Origin of the sequence: Blautia pseudococcoides, assembly GCF_001689125.2 — a bacterium.
GTDB classification, from domain to species: Bacteria; Bacillota; Clostridia; order Lachnospirales; family Lachnospiraceae; genus Blautia; species Blautia pseudococcoides.
In genome coordinates this window covers 1,190,347-1,204,919 of record NZ_CP015405.2, presented here as the reverse complement: position 1 = coordinate 1,204,919, position 14,573 = coordinate 1,190,347, and the positions used below count along the sequence as shown (strand labels likewise).

At 45.9% G+C, this 14,573-nt stretch carries 12 protein-coding genes and 1 riboswitch; of the genes, 1 reads left to right on the top strand and 11 read right to left on the bottom strand.

Annotated elements, in window-relative coordinates; translation table 11 throughout:
* Nucleotides 1-78 precede the first annotated feature (78 nt).
* Nucleotides 79-837, top strand: a complete 759-nt coding sequence (locus A4V09_RS05595; RefSeq protein ID WP_065541473.1) for a TIGR03915 family putative DNA repair protein — start codon at nucleotides 79-81, stop codon at nucleotides 835-837.
* A 336-nt stretch (nucleotides 838-1,173) separates the two neighbouring features.
* On the opposite strand, the gene A4V09_RS05590 is transcribed toward A4V09_RS05595, so the two are convergent.
* The 11 genes from A4V09_RS05590 to cooS form a co-directional block, all read right to left on the bottom strand.
* Nucleotides 1,174-2,025, bottom strand: coding sequence for a bifunctional 5,10-methylenetetrahydrofolate dehydrogenase/5,10-methenyltetrahydrofolate cyclohydrolase (locus tag A4V09_RS05590; RefSeq protein ID WP_065541472.1), 852 nt, complete (start codon nucleotides 2,023-2,025; stop codon nucleotides 1,174-1,176).
* 151 nt (nucleotides 2,026-2,176) lie between these two features.
* On the bottom strand, nucleotides 2,177-2,806 hold the full coding sequence (locus tag A4V09_RS05585; protein ID WP_065541471.1) for a cyclodeaminase/cyclohydrolase family protein: 630 nt from the start codon (nucleotides 2,804-2,806) through the stop codon (nucleotides 2,177-2,179).
* Between the two features lie 67 nt (nucleotides 2,807-2,873).
* The gene (locus tag A4V09_RS05580) at nucleotides 2,874-3,455 is read right to left on the bottom strand and encodes a folate family ECF transporter S component (protein WP_162291101.1); all 582 of its coding nucleotides are present in this window, start codon (nucleotides 3,453-3,455) and stop codon (nucleotides 2,874-2,876) included.
* A gap of 102 nt (nucleotides 3,456-3,557) precedes the next feature.
* Nucleotides 3,558-3,656: riboswitch (THF riboswitch) on the bottom strand.
* A gap of 13 nt (nucleotides 3,657-3,669) precedes the next feature.
* Nucleotides 3,670-4,320: a DUF3786 domain-containing protein gene (locus A4V09_RS05575; RefSeq protein WP_065541470.1), complete on the bottom strand. Its 651-nt coding sequence runs from the start codon at nucleotides 4,318-4,320 to the stop codon at nucleotides 3,670-3,672.
* A gap of 57 nt (nucleotides 4,321-4,377) precedes the next feature.
* Nucleotides 4,378-6,306, bottom strand: coding sequence for a corrinoid activation/regeneration protein AcsV (gene acsV, locus A4V09_RS05570; protein ID WP_065541469.1), 1,929 nt, complete (start codon nucleotides 6,304-6,306; stop codon nucleotides 4,378-4,380).
* Between the two features lie 87 nt (nucleotides 6,307-6,393).
* Nucleotides 6,394-7,179 carry a carbon monoxide dehydrogenase/acetyl-CoA synthase methytransferase subunit gene (gene acsE / locus A4V09_RS05565; protein ID WP_018597554.1) on the bottom strand — a complete coding sequence of 262 codons (786 nt, stop codon included), beginning with the start codon at nucleotides 7,177-7,179 and terminating at the stop codon, nucleotides 6,394-6,396.
* A gap of 85 nt (nucleotides 7,180-7,264) precedes the next feature.
* The gene (gene acsC, locus A4V09_RS05560) at nucleotides 7,265-8,611 is read right to left on the bottom strand and encodes an acetyl-CoA decarbonylase/synthase complex subunit gamma (RefSeq protein ID WP_065541468.1); all 1,347 of its coding nucleotides are present in this window, start codon (nucleotides 8,609-8,611) and stop codon (nucleotides 7,265-7,267) included.
* A 25-nt stretch (nucleotides 8,612-8,636) separates the two neighbouring features.
* A complete protein-coding gene (gene acsD, locus A4V09_RS05555; protein ID WP_065541467.1) occupies nucleotides 8,637-9,575 on the bottom strand; it encodes an acetyl-CoA decarbonylase/synthase complex subunit delta in 939 nt (312 codons plus the stop codon).
* A 106-nt stretch (nucleotides 9,576-9,681) separates the two neighbouring features.
* Nucleotides 9,682-11,808: an acetyl-CoA decarbonylase/synthase complex subunit alpha/beta gene (gene acsB / locus A4V09_RS05550; protein WP_065541466.1), complete on the bottom strand. Its 2,127-nt coding sequence runs from the start codon at nucleotides 11,806-11,808 to the stop codon at nucleotides 9,682-9,684.
* A gap of 22 nt (nucleotides 11,809-11,830) precedes the next feature.
* Nucleotides 11,831-12,598: an ATP-binding protein gene (locus A4V09_RS05545; RefSeq protein ID WP_065541465.1), complete on the bottom strand. Its 768-nt coding sequence runs from the start codon at nucleotides 12,596-12,598 to the stop codon at nucleotides 11,831-11,833.
* A 24-nt stretch (nucleotides 12,599-12,622) separates the two neighbouring features.
* Nucleotides 12,623-14,515, bottom strand: a complete 1,893-nt coding sequence (gene cooS, locus A4V09_RS05540; RefSeq protein WP_065541464.1) for an anaerobic carbon-monoxide dehydrogenase catalytic subunit — start codon at nucleotides 14,513-14,515, stop codon at nucleotides 12,623-12,625.
* Nucleotides 14,516-14,573: the final 58 nt, after the last annotated feature.

The following is a 14,573-nucleotide window of genomic DNA, read 5'->3' as shown; positions in this document are numbered from 1 at the left end:
AATACCCAGGGAAACTCGGGTGGGAGAGGCCAGGGGTTTCCCGTCCCCTTTATAAACATTTGAAAGGAGCCCACCCACATGGTAATATTCACCTGCCAAGACACCTTTGAATCCATGATGACCTGCATCTACGACGCCTGGTCCGCCCGTCTGGGCCACAGCAACATAAAACTCCGGACCGAACCCATCTGGTCCCCGGAACTTTTCTGTGACTACCGCCACATAGACCCCGATGAAGAAAAAGTCCAAAAAGTGATCCGTTCCATCCAGCAGAAAATCTCCGAAAAATCCTACCATGACATCTACCGTGCCGCCATGTCCGACCATCCCCACAAGCTGGACATCATCTACCGTTACATGATCCTGGGCTTTGTTTACAAAGAAAAAACTTCCCAGATGCTGGGGGATCCCGCCGTTTCCGCCCTCTTTGAACTAAACCGCAAAGTAGCCAATGAAGCACACCTGTTTCGGGAATTCGTCCGTTTCTCCCGGCTGAAAAACCAGATTCTGCTGTCCATTATTGAACCCAAATGTAATGTTCTAACCATCCTTGCCCCCAACTTTGAAGACCGTATGCCCTCAGAGCACTGGATGATCGTGGACAAAACGCGGATGCTGTCTGTTGTACATCCTGCCGACAGTGACTACTTCCTAACCCCCGTATCACCTGAAGAACTCTCCTACATGGAAGCCTCAAAAGACCGCTTCGACCCATATGTTGGCCTCTGGAAATCCTTTTTTCAGACGATTGGCATCGAACAACGCAAAAATCCCCGCTGCCAGCGCAATATGCTCCCTATCTGGTACCGAAAACATATGCCTGAATTCCAACAATAGAAAGCACCTTTGCTTACGTTCTATTGTTATGGACAGTAATCCCGCTGATGCCTACGAGGCAGGAGGCAATATACCCCTAACTCAGTCTACCCCCTCACAACCGTGCAGTTCCCTTCGTGTCCATGAACCAAAAACCCCCGGAAATCCAATTGAATATGAATTTCCAGGGGTAAAAAACATATGTATTTACTCGTAACTCCTCCGTAAACCTGCGCATTGACTGCACTGACCGCAAGAAAACATTCCGCAGCCACAAAAATCCTATGGCAAAAGGCCATTCTGCAAGGATTTTATATGTGACTGTGAAGGTACGGAACAGTTACTTTTACGCTGTCCTTATGCAAATTTGCGTTTTGCAGCTTCCACTACATGTCCAACCAGAACGGAAGTTGTTACACTTCCAACACCACCCGGAACCGGTGTGATGGCATCTACAACAGGCTCTGCCTTCTCAAAATCAACATCTCCGCAGAGTTTACCTTCTGCATTTACGTTGATTCCAACGTCGATTACGGTCTGACCTGCGCTTAAATAAGTATCATCAATAACGCCGGCACGGCCTGCCGCAACGATAACGATATCTGCCTCTCTTACTACAGAAGGCATATCCACAGTTCTGGTATGGCAGATTGTAACAGTTGCATTTTTCTTGATCAGCATCATAGCTGCCGGTTTACCTACTACCAGGCTTCGTCCCACAACTACTGCTTTTTTACCTGTACAGTCAATTCCGTAATGATCCAGAATCTCCATACATGCCTGGGGTGTACATGGCGGGAAACCTACATTCTTTCCTGTAAATACGCCTGACATGGAGCCATCTGTCATACAGTCAACATCTTTGGCCGGATCCAGTGCGTTTTCAATCACTGACTGATCCAGGTGTTTTGGCAGCGGACGGAATAAGAGAACACCATGAACCTTGTCATCTTTATTCACTTTATCAATGGCTGCCAAAAGCTCATCCTGACTTACATCTGCCGGAAGCAGAATTTTCTCACATGCAACACCCAGTGTTTCACAGCGCTTGGTTGCGCCTCTCTCATAGGAGATATCGCTTTCATTTTCACCCACACGGATAATGCAAAGAGTCGGTTTTACGCCTTTCTCCTCCAGTGCTGCCACATCCGCTTTGATTCTCTCATTTAATGCTGCTGTTACTTCCTTACCCAGTAATCTTTTCGCCATTCTCTATGAATCCTCCTGCATCTTTTTATCATACCCATCCGGGCATACCATAACTTATACCGCATTCGCCTGCGGTATAAGATTTCTCTGAAATGACACTCTGCAATATTTATCTTCCCTTGTGTCATTATAAGACAAAACTATGATACTATTATTTCAGTCTGGAAAGTACACTGTCAAAGGTCTCATCAGCGATTTTTGTATACTTCTCCAACATCGCGTCAGCCTTTTTATTCAGCTCTTCCGCATAAGCTTTATCAGCCATGGATTTTGTGTTGATATATACATTCAGGCTGGCACCTTTCAGCGCTGCTTTGCAGAATGCTGCTCCTACACCTGCATCACTGATGGCCAGTGTGGAACCTTTTGCTGCAAATTCTACGATCACTTCAATGGCTTCACAGCACTTTTCCATTATTTCCATGGGTACAGAGCAGGCGTCTTTCAGAACGATTTCCATCACTCTGGCTTTTTCCGCTTTCTCTTCCTCGGTTGCACGAGGCATACCATAGGCTTTTGACAGGGGTTCAAATACTTCTGCATCTCTCTCAATCAGACGTAAGAAATCTTTCTGCAGAGCATCACATTTCTTCTTCAGCTCCCACATCTCGTCTTCTACTTCTGCGTATTTCTTCTTGCCCACAGTCAGGCTGCCCACCATATTACCCAGGGCTGTTCCCACTGCGGCAACCAGAGCAGATGCTCCGCCGCCGCCCGGAACCGGTGCTTTTGATGCTAATACTTCCACAAATTCATTACATGGTACAGTTGAAAATCCCATCTCTCACATACCTCTCTTTCTTTGATCGCCGGATTTCTCCAGCTTTATATCAACTCCCTTTCGGGAATTATTTTGCGTGGTCAGATACATTTACAGACCCATTTTTCAGCATAGTGCTCTTATTTACCATAGCAGTCAAAGGGCTCTTGTAGAGGAAGAACACCAGCACCGTATTCAGAGTTGCCAGAAGAGGCGTCTGAACCAGTCTCTGGGCATACAAAACAGCCCACGGTGTTCCGTAGTACATATGAAGTCCCAGACATGTAAATCCAAGAGAACCTACGATTCCATGAACTACAATCACTGCAAGTACATGCCAGATTTCCAGTTTCTTTGCATAAAAATGCCGAAACAGTCCCGGCAGCACGCCAGCCAGAACAGCAGTGACAGAAATCATGGGATTTGGCGCATAACCCTGAAGAATCGCCCCAAGGAAATCAGATAAAAAGCCGCAGATTCCCCCAACCAAAGGGCCAAACCAAAAGCCGCAGAGGTATACCGGAGTCTGACCTACGGTAAGCCGAATACTGGTACCAATGGGAATCGCAACTACCCTGGTCAGGATAATACTCATTGCCACCAGAACACCCGTAAATGCCAAAACTTTCACATTATTCACTTTTTTCATCAGATATAAATCCTCCTTCATCTGTTGTCTCCAAGGAACAGCATAACTGTCCCTTCTCGTTGTATACTTATGGCATAGTAGTTTACTACACCAAAGAGAAGAATTCATATCTGTCTTTAATGTAGTAGCGGACGCAATATTACATCGTGGAGCCTTGCGGCTGCCTTCGTTCATGGACAACTTCCCATCCCATGACACTTAACGCGTAATACCTACTCTACTATAACAATCTTATTTAAGACAACTTTTTTTCCAATGCTTTCATCATGTTAATGCTGATATCGCCCACAACCGCCAAATCCTCCGCGGCAAATGAGACGGCAAAATTATCAGAAAATAATATCTGTGCAGAAGGCTGGAATTCGTCATCCCCTTCCCACAAGATAAATTTCACATACAAATTGTCCATAAATTCCAATTCATAGGAACAGTCTCCCTCTGAACATTTTTTTGCTCCCAAGTGCTCCATAATCTTCCGGAACACAGGCAGCTTATTTCCATAGCCAAATGCCAGACGGAACAGGCACCTGCCCTGAAACTGCCGGAAGTATACCTCACCCCAGGGAACATCATGATAGGTCACAAATTTTCCTGATGCTGGTGCTGCACTTCTCTCTGTCAAAAAACGGACAATGAGAATTTTAGCGTTCATGGCTTCCTCCAGAGGATATACTTTGGCCCAATCCTCCACGTGATGAATTTCATAATCCGGAAAAGATACCTGGTATGTACTTCCCATCAATTTCACGGTAAAAAGCCCCTTTTCCTCATCATAAGGAATTCCGGTCCGCCCGCTGATTTCTTTCGGGTCCATCTCTCTGTATGCGTTCAGATAATGCTCATAAGGACGCTGCTCTTTACTGTCCTTTGCGTATTCAAAATTCATCTTTTCACCTCAGTCAGTCTATTTATTCGTGACAATAAAAGTCCCCATCGCGCACTTCTATTCTTCTGTTACAGACGGAAACAAAGACGTATCCGTATGTGGTATAAAACAACATGCTACAAATTCATCCATATAACTGGGTACAGCGGAAAGCTCCAGGTATGTCATATTGGATGCGATTTCATAACACTTCTGCTCTGCTTCTTTTGAAAGGAGCATTGTATATGCACCGGACAGAGAAGAGTTTCCGATATAATGGAATTTCTCCAAAGGAATATCCGGGAACATTCCAATTCTCACGGCATTCTGCATATTGATGCCGCTGCCTATTCCTCCGGCCACATAGACATCATCAATCATGGAAATATCAAAATCAAGGGATAACAGCATGGTACGGATAGCTGAGAAAATAGCACCTTTAGCCCGTATGAAATTATCAATATCCACCTCATTGATCTCCACTTCCTTGACACTGCCCGACTCCTCCTCGAAGGCGAGCACATAGCTGCCCATGCCATACTCATCATGGCGGACACGTTTCCCCTCCCGGATAAACTTTCCTTTCGGATTAATGATACCGGTACGGAATAATTCGCTGATCACATCAATGATACCGGAACCGCAGAGACCGATCGGTTTCTCACCCTGATCCCCTATGACAGAAAAACTGGGTTCCATGGTTTCTGCATCAATGGTACAGGCCTCGATAGCGCCGTCCGTGGCGCGCATACCGCAGCTGATATCCCCGCCTTCAAAGGCAGGCCCTGCAGAGCAGGCACAACTCATCATAAAGTCTGAATTGCCAAATACAAGCTCGCCATTTGTACCTAAATCAATAAACAGGGAAAATTCAGGACGATTCCACAGCATACTGACCAACGTACCTGCTGTGATATCTCCACCCACATAACTTCCAATATTAGGCGCCAGTATAATATGGGCATCCGGATTTACCCTGATTCCAATATCAGAGGCAAAAAGTGAATTTGTTTTATAAAATGTAGGAATATATGGCTCCATACGGATCGGATCCCCATTCATTCCTGTCAGCAGATGGTTCATAGTAGTATTAGACGCAATACACATACGGTAAATATGCAGAGGTCTAAATCCACAGGACCGGCACATCTGCTCAATCATTGGATTGATGGTTTCCTCCACCACTGCACGCTGCAGTTTCACGCTACCACCCGGTTTCATAGATTCAATAATACGATTGATAACATCCGCACCATAACGAATCTGACCATTTCCGGCTGATGCTTTTCCCAGAATCTCACCTGTCTGCATATTGATCAGCAGTGCAGACACCGTAGTTGTACCAATATCAACAGCCAAACCGCCGATGACTACTTTTTCATCTCTGCCATAGACGTCATACACGAAAATATCATCTTCTGTTCTGCGCACAATGCATTTTACATCAAAATGATTCTCACGGAAAACAACAGATATTTTCCTAAGTGCAGAATAAGGCAGACGCACCCTTTCCACACCGGTCTCTCTTTTGATTGCCCGCATCAGACGCTCATTATCCGGCATGGTGTCATCCAGAGACGGTTCATCCATGGTCACATGGATAATATCCAGACTATTTTTCAAGACAATTCCTGCTGCTTCCACATCGGATTTTGCCTGTTCAAATATGGCAATCTCCTCCTTGGAACTCAAATCTGCGACTTTCATCCGGCTTCTGTAAGCGGATGCAATGTCGGGTACCTGTACCTCCACATCACCTGTCAGCTTGCTCACACATGCCAGTCTCCAGCCCTCTGCATACTCTTCATTGGAGATATGGCGGGTCTTTGGAGAATTCATTTCACCTGTCACCAGTTTTACTTTGCATTTACCGCAGGAGGCATTGCCGGAACAGGGGGCATCAATAGCCACATTCGTTTTTCTCGCTACTTCTAAAAGGATTTCTCCTTCCTGGGCGAAAGTTGTGACGTCTTCGCCATTTTCAAACATAAAAGTCACTTTGAACATAGGAATTTAGCCTTTCTGTATATTTTTATCTGCGCCGGCGATAAAAATATCCCCGGCGCTTTTTTTGTTACACGATTCTGCCTGCTATTAAATTTCCAGGTAAGAGTCAGCGTATAATGTGTTGTTTTTGAAAACATCACAGGATTTAATTGTTTCCATCAGTCTTAAATCACATGGATTTACGATAGCGGAGGTTAATCCCTGCATCATGCACATTGCAACCATTGCGGAATCCATGATCGGACGGATATGTTTCGGCATACCGTTAGAGTTATTTGACAGACCGCCTGTGGAATTCAGTCCCATATCGCTGAACATTTTGATCGCTTCCAGAACTTCCATCTGTTTGTCCTGCATTCCTTTTACAACCAGGAATAACGGGTCAAACCACAGGTCTGTAGGCTCCATCCCCAGCATCATACCTCTTTCCAGCATGTTCTGGCAGTGCATCATACGCTCATCGTTGTCTGCTGCAATACCTTCTGCAGAGCAAAGAGCGATTACGATAGCATCATTTGCTGCAGCCAGGTCGATATTCTCGATTCTTCCGCCTGCATCAGCAGAGTTTACAATCGGTTTTCCTTTGCTTCTGTTGTATACAGAGATACCTGCCTCGATTGCTTTTTTGTTGGCAGTATCCAGTGCCAGAGGAACATTGTCGAAGTTGGACTGGATCAGCTGAACCGCCCATTTCATTAAATCTTCTCCGTCGTTCTCAGCCGGTCCGATGTTTACGTCCAAATATGTAGCACCAGCCTCTAACTGCTCTTTTGCGCGTTTTAAGATTGGTTCCGGATCACGCTCTGCCATCGCTTTGCGGATAGACGGGGATATACAGTGAATTCTCTCACCAATTGTAACAAACTTTGCCATAATAGTTCTCCTTTTATATTATTCATTTTGGCTGGACAGAAAGGGGGAGAAAAAGCCTCCTTTCTGTCAGCCTGTATTTCTCATATTATGCAGTCAGGTCTTTTAAGAATTTTACTAACTGAACTGCTTCCAACGGAGCAACGATCACTTCCCAACCCGGAAGTTTTGCTTCGATATCACCCTTTAATACGGCAACTTTACCCGGAATGATCAGTTTTCTGCATTTCACTTTATCTTCTACATTTTCCTGAATATATTTGGATACAGAAGTGGAAGATAATTTGCCTGCAGCCCAAGCGGTCAATACAGAAAGTCCGCCTGCATCACTGATGATCAGGTTACATGGCACACCGGAACGCTCCAGCTCTCCGGATACCACGAAATATGTAAGAGCAAAGTCTACGGTTGTCAGACACAGAGAATTCTCGTCTGCACCATTTAAAGCATAAATACCCGGTTCCACTTTCATTGGTTTCTGCGGGTCTGTAAATACGTTCTGTCTAAGACCGAATAACGGCAGAGCTTCTGCGTACTCAAGCTGCTCCATAACCACAATGGAACCATATTTCATTGTGAACATGGAAGCCAGTGCCTGCTGCAGGTTTCTGTCGCCATGTGCCAGAACTGACAGGTTTACCAGTGTAGGATAACCAAAGGTTCTGTCCTGATCTTTTAAAGCTGCGCGGCGGATCTGTACAGCATTGCCGTAAGCTTCTTTGATGGATTTCGTTCCAACATCCAGAATCAGATTCTTATTGCCTGCTTTTTCCAGAGCTGCAACTGTATCATATAACTCATTCAGGTCAGCACCTGTAACGCCAAGTACAACACCTGCCTCTGTTGCAACTGCGCTCATGTCAGCGTAGTTAGAAGCATCCGCACCGTTTAATACCGGTTTGCCGTCTTTGCAAACAGCCAGAGCTGCTTTTGCAGCTTCGATATCTTTGCAGCCCAGAACTAAAGTTCTTCCAAGAGCTGCTGCTTTCTTTACGATTTCAACGTATCTGTCTTTGTCAGCGCCGTCTTCGTAGTTCACGTAAATCATTTCAACGAACATTCTCTCGCTGATACGCTCGTAGTCTACCTTCGGAATTGCTGCCAGTTTAGCGTCGATCGCAGCATCATCCATACATGTGCACAGGGAAACTGCATATCTTGTTTTGCTTACGAAAGTTTTTTCATGTCTGAATAAAACAGTCTCGCCGCCTAAAGTAAATTCATTGTCACCGCTTCCGACTTTGATCGTCTTCATCGGCGGAGCTGTTGCCTCAGATAACTGAGCCAGAGCATCCTCAGACATATGCGGGCATTTGGAAATTTCCAGAGCACCCTGAGCCACTTTCATGGAGAAAGCCATACATGTTGGGCAGCCGCACTCTTTACAGTTCTTTTTTGGTGTCAGTTTAAAAATTTGAATACCTGATAATCCCATTTGTTTTTATCCTCCTGTTCTACGATTACACTAATTCTTTAATCATTTTTGAGATTGTTGCAACAGATTTGGGATGTCTCAGAATGACAGCGTCAGAACCGGAAGCTAAAACTGCTGCTGCTGTCTGTACTTCCATACTGATACCTCTCTCTTCCAGCGGTCCCCATTCCGGCATATCTTCCTCAGAAGCCATAGCCTCTTTTACTCCCCATGTCTCATCGGCAACCGGAGTGATGATCGGCATCTGTAACATGTTATCATTCTGGGAAAGAGCTGCACCTTTAATACGGTCCATTGTGGATACCACGTACTCAAAACCATAGCCTACTGCTGCAGAACCAACGTTCATTACGATATCCTGAGCTTTTACGCCTAACTGAGTTGTAACAACGTTAAGCTGTTTTGCCAGGTTGATATCCACTGCGGATTCTGCTCCAACCTTCTGATTGTAAGCAAGGCCTGCTGCTGCACCAACTGCTTTGTAATCTTCTTCTCTTGCAGAAAGGACTAAAACATTTTTGCCCTGAAGTGCTTCTGCCACTTTCGGCAGTAATTCAGAATCTTTTTCCACATTCTTGCATCCTTCAACAACTAAAGGACAGGAAACAGCTTCGCCGACTTCTTTGACAACTGCGATCAGTTCATCAATAGATTTGTCTGCGCCGTTCGGATCCCCGCCTTCAAGACGTAAGCATACGAAGTCCGCACCTTCCATTGCTTCCGCTTTTTTTGCGATCTCGGCCATTGTGGCAGCACCTGCATAATATTCCTGGATTCCCGGAACATTGGTAAGTCCCATATCGGAAATTTCCACGCCTACTTTTGGTGCATTTTCCGTGGGAGCATCAAAGGAATAGAAAGGAAATGTACATTCCCCTCCTAATTTGATTGCTTTGTCCCCGCAGCCAATTTCAACTGTGTTTATGTTTGCATTGAATTTCTGTGGTTTTTGATTAAACGGCATTTCTCATTAGCCTCCTTAATATATTTTTTATAAACGGTGAACACGGTAAAACGCGCATTCACCGTTTACATGATACTACAATTAAGCGATTTTGTCTTCCAAAATCTTACATCATTGGATCCAGACCCAGAGCCGGATGTCCTTTTTCTGTTAAGAATGCAACTAATTCTTCCGGATCTGTTGCAATAGTCTCGTCACCAACCATGTCTGTGAAGTTGTCGATACCGTATAATTCTTTTGCTGTATTATTCAGTCTCTCAGCAACAAATTCTTTCAGCTCTTTCGGCATCCAAACGATTCTCTCGATACCGCCCTCTGCCTTCATGAACTTCTTAGAACCGATGAAGTGTTTTCCATGTCCCATGAAGCCTGGTGTCTGCACACCGCCGCCTGTCATGGAAGCCAGTTCCGGGAAGGTCATTCCAAGTGGTGTCATACCTGCATACTCACGGTTTGTAATAACTACACCATTGGAGAATGGCTCGATACCACAGATACACTCAAAGCATCCGCAGCTTGTCATCGGTTTTTCCATGATGGAATACAGAGATACCTCTTCCAGAGCACCCTGGGAGAATTTGCGTACGGCTTCGTTTACGTCCTCGTACTCACCGATTCTCTCATCAATACATTTCTCTTTTGTGATAACCTGGCATGGTCCGTTGGGATCCAGCTCGTTGGTTGCCTTTGCATCCAGCCATGAAACGGCACCGCACAGGCCCAGACGTTCCGGTGTTACCACACATACATGAGACGGGGAGAATGCCTGGCACAGGATACAGCTGTAGTATACTTCTACAGACTCATCTGTCAGGGATTTCAGACGGTCATCACGTTTGTTGAATGTAGGGATTGCCACTTCGTGACGGATTCTCTTACACTCTGCAGGATCTGTGTAGATAACAACTTCACATTTATCAACAACGGCATCAAATTCATTCTTAACAGATGCGTACAGAACCTCACCGATATGTTTCAGGCGGAAGCCTGCATTGAATGCATCCTTGCTGATACGGATACGCTGCATATCACGCTGTCCTGTGTGGTATACACCTTCGATACAGTTGATGTAGTTATGGAATTTACGCTCGATAACCGGCTCAAAGTCAGACTGCATGTTCTTGCCTGCAACTTTTACAACATAAGCAATGCTGTTCTTGCTGCCCAGTTCCATTTCATCTGCTTCCGGTCCGATCACGGTGATCTTGTGGTCTTCGATCTCTGTAGCCTCTGCTGACTGAACCAGCTCTGCACAGTCTACACGGGAACCGTCGAACTCTACCTGCATGTCGCCGCGGCGGATGATCTCACCCTCGAATGCGGATGCAAAAGCAACCGGAATATCAATATTGGTGATCTTGATCTTGATATCGCGTGCTTCCAGGGATGTAGCGTTGAATTTAGCAACATCCGGCTGTAAGATCAAGCTCTTCGGTACTGTGGATACGCCTTCCTGGTTTGTGATAACAGGGAAGCCAAGTGCAATGGCACCTGCACCGCAGGCAACGATCACATCATCCAGAGGAGCAAATGCGTTTACGAATGCCGGTACACGCTCGAAGGTGTACTTCATCAGATTCGCTGCATCTCCGGGTGTTACATTACCAAAGATAAGCGCTGCTCTTAATGCAACGGATACTACATGGATCACACTTGTCACGTCTTTACCCAGAGGGATAACACGTAAGTTTGCACCGGTCTTCATGCCGGCTTCAGCAACCTGGTCGATCACACCGCCAACCAGTGTTACCAGGATACCCTGTGCCTGATAGCTCTTAACCAGGGCAACTGCTTCCTCTTTTGTAGGAGCGCTTCCCAGAATAACAGCAACACCAGGGATATCACCTGTTACAAGGGGTACACCCAGTTCACGGATCACAGCATCTGCCAGATGTCCGTAGCAGGGCTCTGTGTACGGTTCTGCACCGTCAATATATTTCAGAACTTCGATAAACTCTGCGCAGAGAGCAGTTGCAACGCCAGACATAAATACGTCATTTAATCTCAGCTCTCTTGTCATCAAAGTTTTTACAACACCTAAAGCTTCTTTTAATTCTCCTAAAGTTTTAACCTTCACACCTGTCACTGCATAGTAGCACGGTAAGCAGTAAGCGGTGTTCGGGAAGCTGACAGCTTTGTCAGCACCATGCTGTTCGATAGCAGCATTAATAGCGCCTTCTGTTAATCCATAGACAGCGTCATTTCCACTAAATACGGTTTCAAATAATGTCAATGTTCTCTTCCTCCTGACCTTCTCATAATCCTTGCTCGATTATGTGTTTAATGTTTGTAATTTCCTCTTTTACAGTATTGCTGAAGTCGTATGGAGACTTGCCCTGACGGTCCGCGTCCATCACTTCGGTATTATAGTGAATGAATCCCAGCAGATCCTCCTGCGGTATGTGCCCTTTTACAAACGCCTCATCCTCTTCGTTCCGAACCTTATTAGCCACAACACGCACCTGTTTTACGCCCAGGTCCTTTGCCAGCCTTTTCACATTCTTATAGGTCTGCACGCTTCTGGCGCCCGGTTCTATGACCACGATAAACTGGTCCATGGATTCCGTAGTACCCCGGCCGAGGTGCTCTAATCCAGCTTCCATATCCATGATCACTACATCATCCCTGTGAAGCACCAAATTATTGATGATTCTGCGAAGCATAACGTGCTCCGGGCATACACAACCGCCGCCGCCGGTTTCCACAGTACCAAGCACAAGCAGCTTGACTCCGTTCACTTCTTTGGAACATGTATCCGGGATATCGTCCACCTTTGGATTGATCCGGTAGAACTGATTTTCTTCATTAGCTCCGGTACGTTCTTCCACCAGCTTCCGCATCTTTGTTATGGGGATGATAGCATCCAGGGTTTCATCATCAAACCCAAGTGCCAGCCCCAGATTCGCATCCGGATCCACATCCGCAGCAAGCACCTTTCTTCCCTCATCCGCATATAAACGCGCCAGCGTCGCAGCAAAAGTAGTCTTTCCAACGCCGCCTTTTCCTGTCACTGCAATTTTCATGTCATTCACCTTTCCTGATAAAGATTAGATTCCAAGAGCAGCTCTCTTCTCTTCGATTTTTGCGATCATAGCATCGCCCAGTTTTTCAATATCTTTTTCAACTGTAAATGCAGCTTCTACCCATTCTTTTGTTCCGTTGGTCAGGATTTCAACCATTTCACTGGAACCGCAGGCATATGGGTCAACACCTAAGAAGGTATCAATACCGGAACCAATTACATAGTTACCGATAGAAACTGCTTTTTCAGACATCCACTCAGGAGCACATCCAACAACCGGAAGCTGGGAAATATGCAGACCTGCGTCTTTTGCCAGGGTAGCTGCCAGAACCAGCATACGGCTGATATCTACGCAGGAGCCCATGTGCAGTACCGGCGGAATGTCAGCCAGTTCACAAACTCTCTTAAGTCCGGCGCCACAGACATCTTTCGCTCTCTTGTCCATCAGACCTGCTTTTGCAGCTGCCTGTGCAGAACATCCGGAAGCGATGATGATGATATCGTTAGCAACCAGTTTTTTCATAAGTTCAATATGAGCTAAGTCAGGACGAACCCTCGGGTTATTACATCCAACCATTGCGACAGCACCACGGAGAACACCGGAGGTGATACACTCTAATAACGGTTTTGTGGTTCCCAGCTCGTCTACCTGTGAGTTGGTTACGCCGTCCAGAGCCTTAACGATAGCTTCTGTAGAGTATCCGACAGTTGCTTTCTGCTTCAGCTGCGGAATATGTACCAGTTCAGGTTTTCTGTTCTTGAAGTTCTCAATAGCTGTCCTAACGATCAATTTTGCTTTCTCGCCTGCTGTGTGCGCATCGAATCTGATGAATTCAGAATCCGGCATCTGAGCGATCGGAGAAGTCGTGATGAATTTTGTGTGGAAACATTTGCTTAAAGGACCAAGTGCCGGGAAGATACACTGTACGTCTACGACGATCGCTTCACATGCACCTGTCAGAACAACGTTTTCCTGCTGCAGGAAGTTACCGGCCATGGGGATTCCGCGGCGCATTGCAACTTCGTTTGAAGTACAGCACACACCAGATACAGTGATGCCTTTTGCACCCTGCTCTTTTGCGTATGCTATCATTTCCGGATCATCTGCGAATTCACAGATCATCTCAGAAAGACTCGGATCATGTCCATGAACAACGATATTGACATTATCCTCAACCATAACTCCTAAGTTTGCTTCAGTCTCAATCGGCTTCGGAGTTCCAAATAATACATCTGAGAACTCTGTTCCCATCATGGAACCGCCCCATCCATCACTTAAGCCTGCACGGATGGCCTGTTTTACCAGCGCTTCCGGTTTGGAAGAGCATCCCATATGGCTCATATGTAAGGAACAGGAAACCTCGCGGTCGATTGCTCTTGGAGCAAGTTCATTCTTTTCCCACAGTTCCTGCTGTGACTCCGGCGCTCTCTTTAAGAATCTCTGTGTTCCGAATGGTTTACCATACTCCATCAGACCTGTCTCAGCAACTTCGTGTGCCAGATCATAAATATCTTTTCCTTCGGTCTCGATCCCCCACTCTTTTGCGATACGGATCAGTTTATCCGGATCTTTTACCTTATAACAGCCATCAGCTGCAGATTCATATAAGGTATGGCAGATTTCACGGCCATGGTCAGAGTGTGTTGCAGAACCGCCTGCAGTAAATTTCAGGTAGTTACGACCTACAATACCGTGTACATCACATCCGCAGATTCCTCTCGGAGCCTTTTTTGTGATACGGCATGGTCCCATTGTACAGATACGGCAGCAAACGCCTTCTTCACCAAATTTACAATGGGGTGTCTGATTTTTTACGCGGAACTGCCAAGCGTCAGCGCCGACTTTTGCACCTGTTTCCAGGAGACGTGCAGTAGCAGCTTCAAATTCTTCTACTGTGGTTAATTTGAATTCACTCATGAATATCCTCCTTGTTTTCGCCTCTTTTTGCTTTTTTATCCGGGTCCGCTTCCCCGGT

Excerpts from the sequence above, each read along its gene's own strand:
- A4V09_RS05595 (WP_065541473.1), top strand. The coding sequence starts at position 79 with ATGGTAATATTCACCTGCCAAGACACCTTTGAATCCATGATGACCTGC.
- A4V09_RS05590 (WP_065541472.1), bottom strand. The coding sequence starts at position 2,025 with ATGGCGAAAAGATTACTGGGTAAGGAAGTAACAGCAGCATTAAATGAG.
- A4V09_RS05585 (WP_065541471.1), bottom strand. The coding sequence starts at position 2,806 with ATGGGATTTTCAACTGTACCATGTAATGAATTTGTGGAAGTATTAGCA.
- A4V09_RS05580 (WP_162291101.1), bottom strand. The coding sequence starts at position 3,455 with ATGAAGGAGGATTTATATCTGATGAAAAAAGTGAATAATGTGAAAGTT.
- A4V09_RS05575 (WP_065541470.1), bottom strand. The coding sequence starts at position 4,320 with ATGAATTTTGAATACGCAAAGGACAGTAAAGAGCAGCGTCCTTATGAG.
- acsV (WP_065541469.1), bottom strand. The coding sequence starts at position 6,306 with ATGTTCAAAGTGACTTTTATGTTTGAAAATGGCGAAGACGTCACAACT.
- acsE (WP_018597554.1), bottom strand. The coding sequence starts at position 7,179 with ATGGCAAAGTTTGTTACAATTGGTGAGAGAATTCACTGTATATCCCCG.
- acsC (WP_065541468.1), bottom strand. The coding sequence starts at position 8,611 with ATGGGATTATCAGGTATTCAAATTTTTAAACTGACACCAAAAAAGAAC.
- acsD (WP_065541467.1), bottom strand. The coding sequence starts at position 9,575 with ATGCCGTTTAATCAAAAACCACAGAAATTCAATGCAAACATAAACACA.
- A4V09_RS05545 (WP_065541465.1), bottom strand. The coding sequence starts at position 12,598 with ATGAAAATTGCAGTGACAGGAAAAGGCGGCGTTGGAAAGACTACTTTT.
- cooS (WP_065541464.1), bottom strand. The coding sequence starts at position 14,515 with ATGAGTGAATTCAAATTAACCACAGTAGAAGAATTTGAAGCTGCTACT.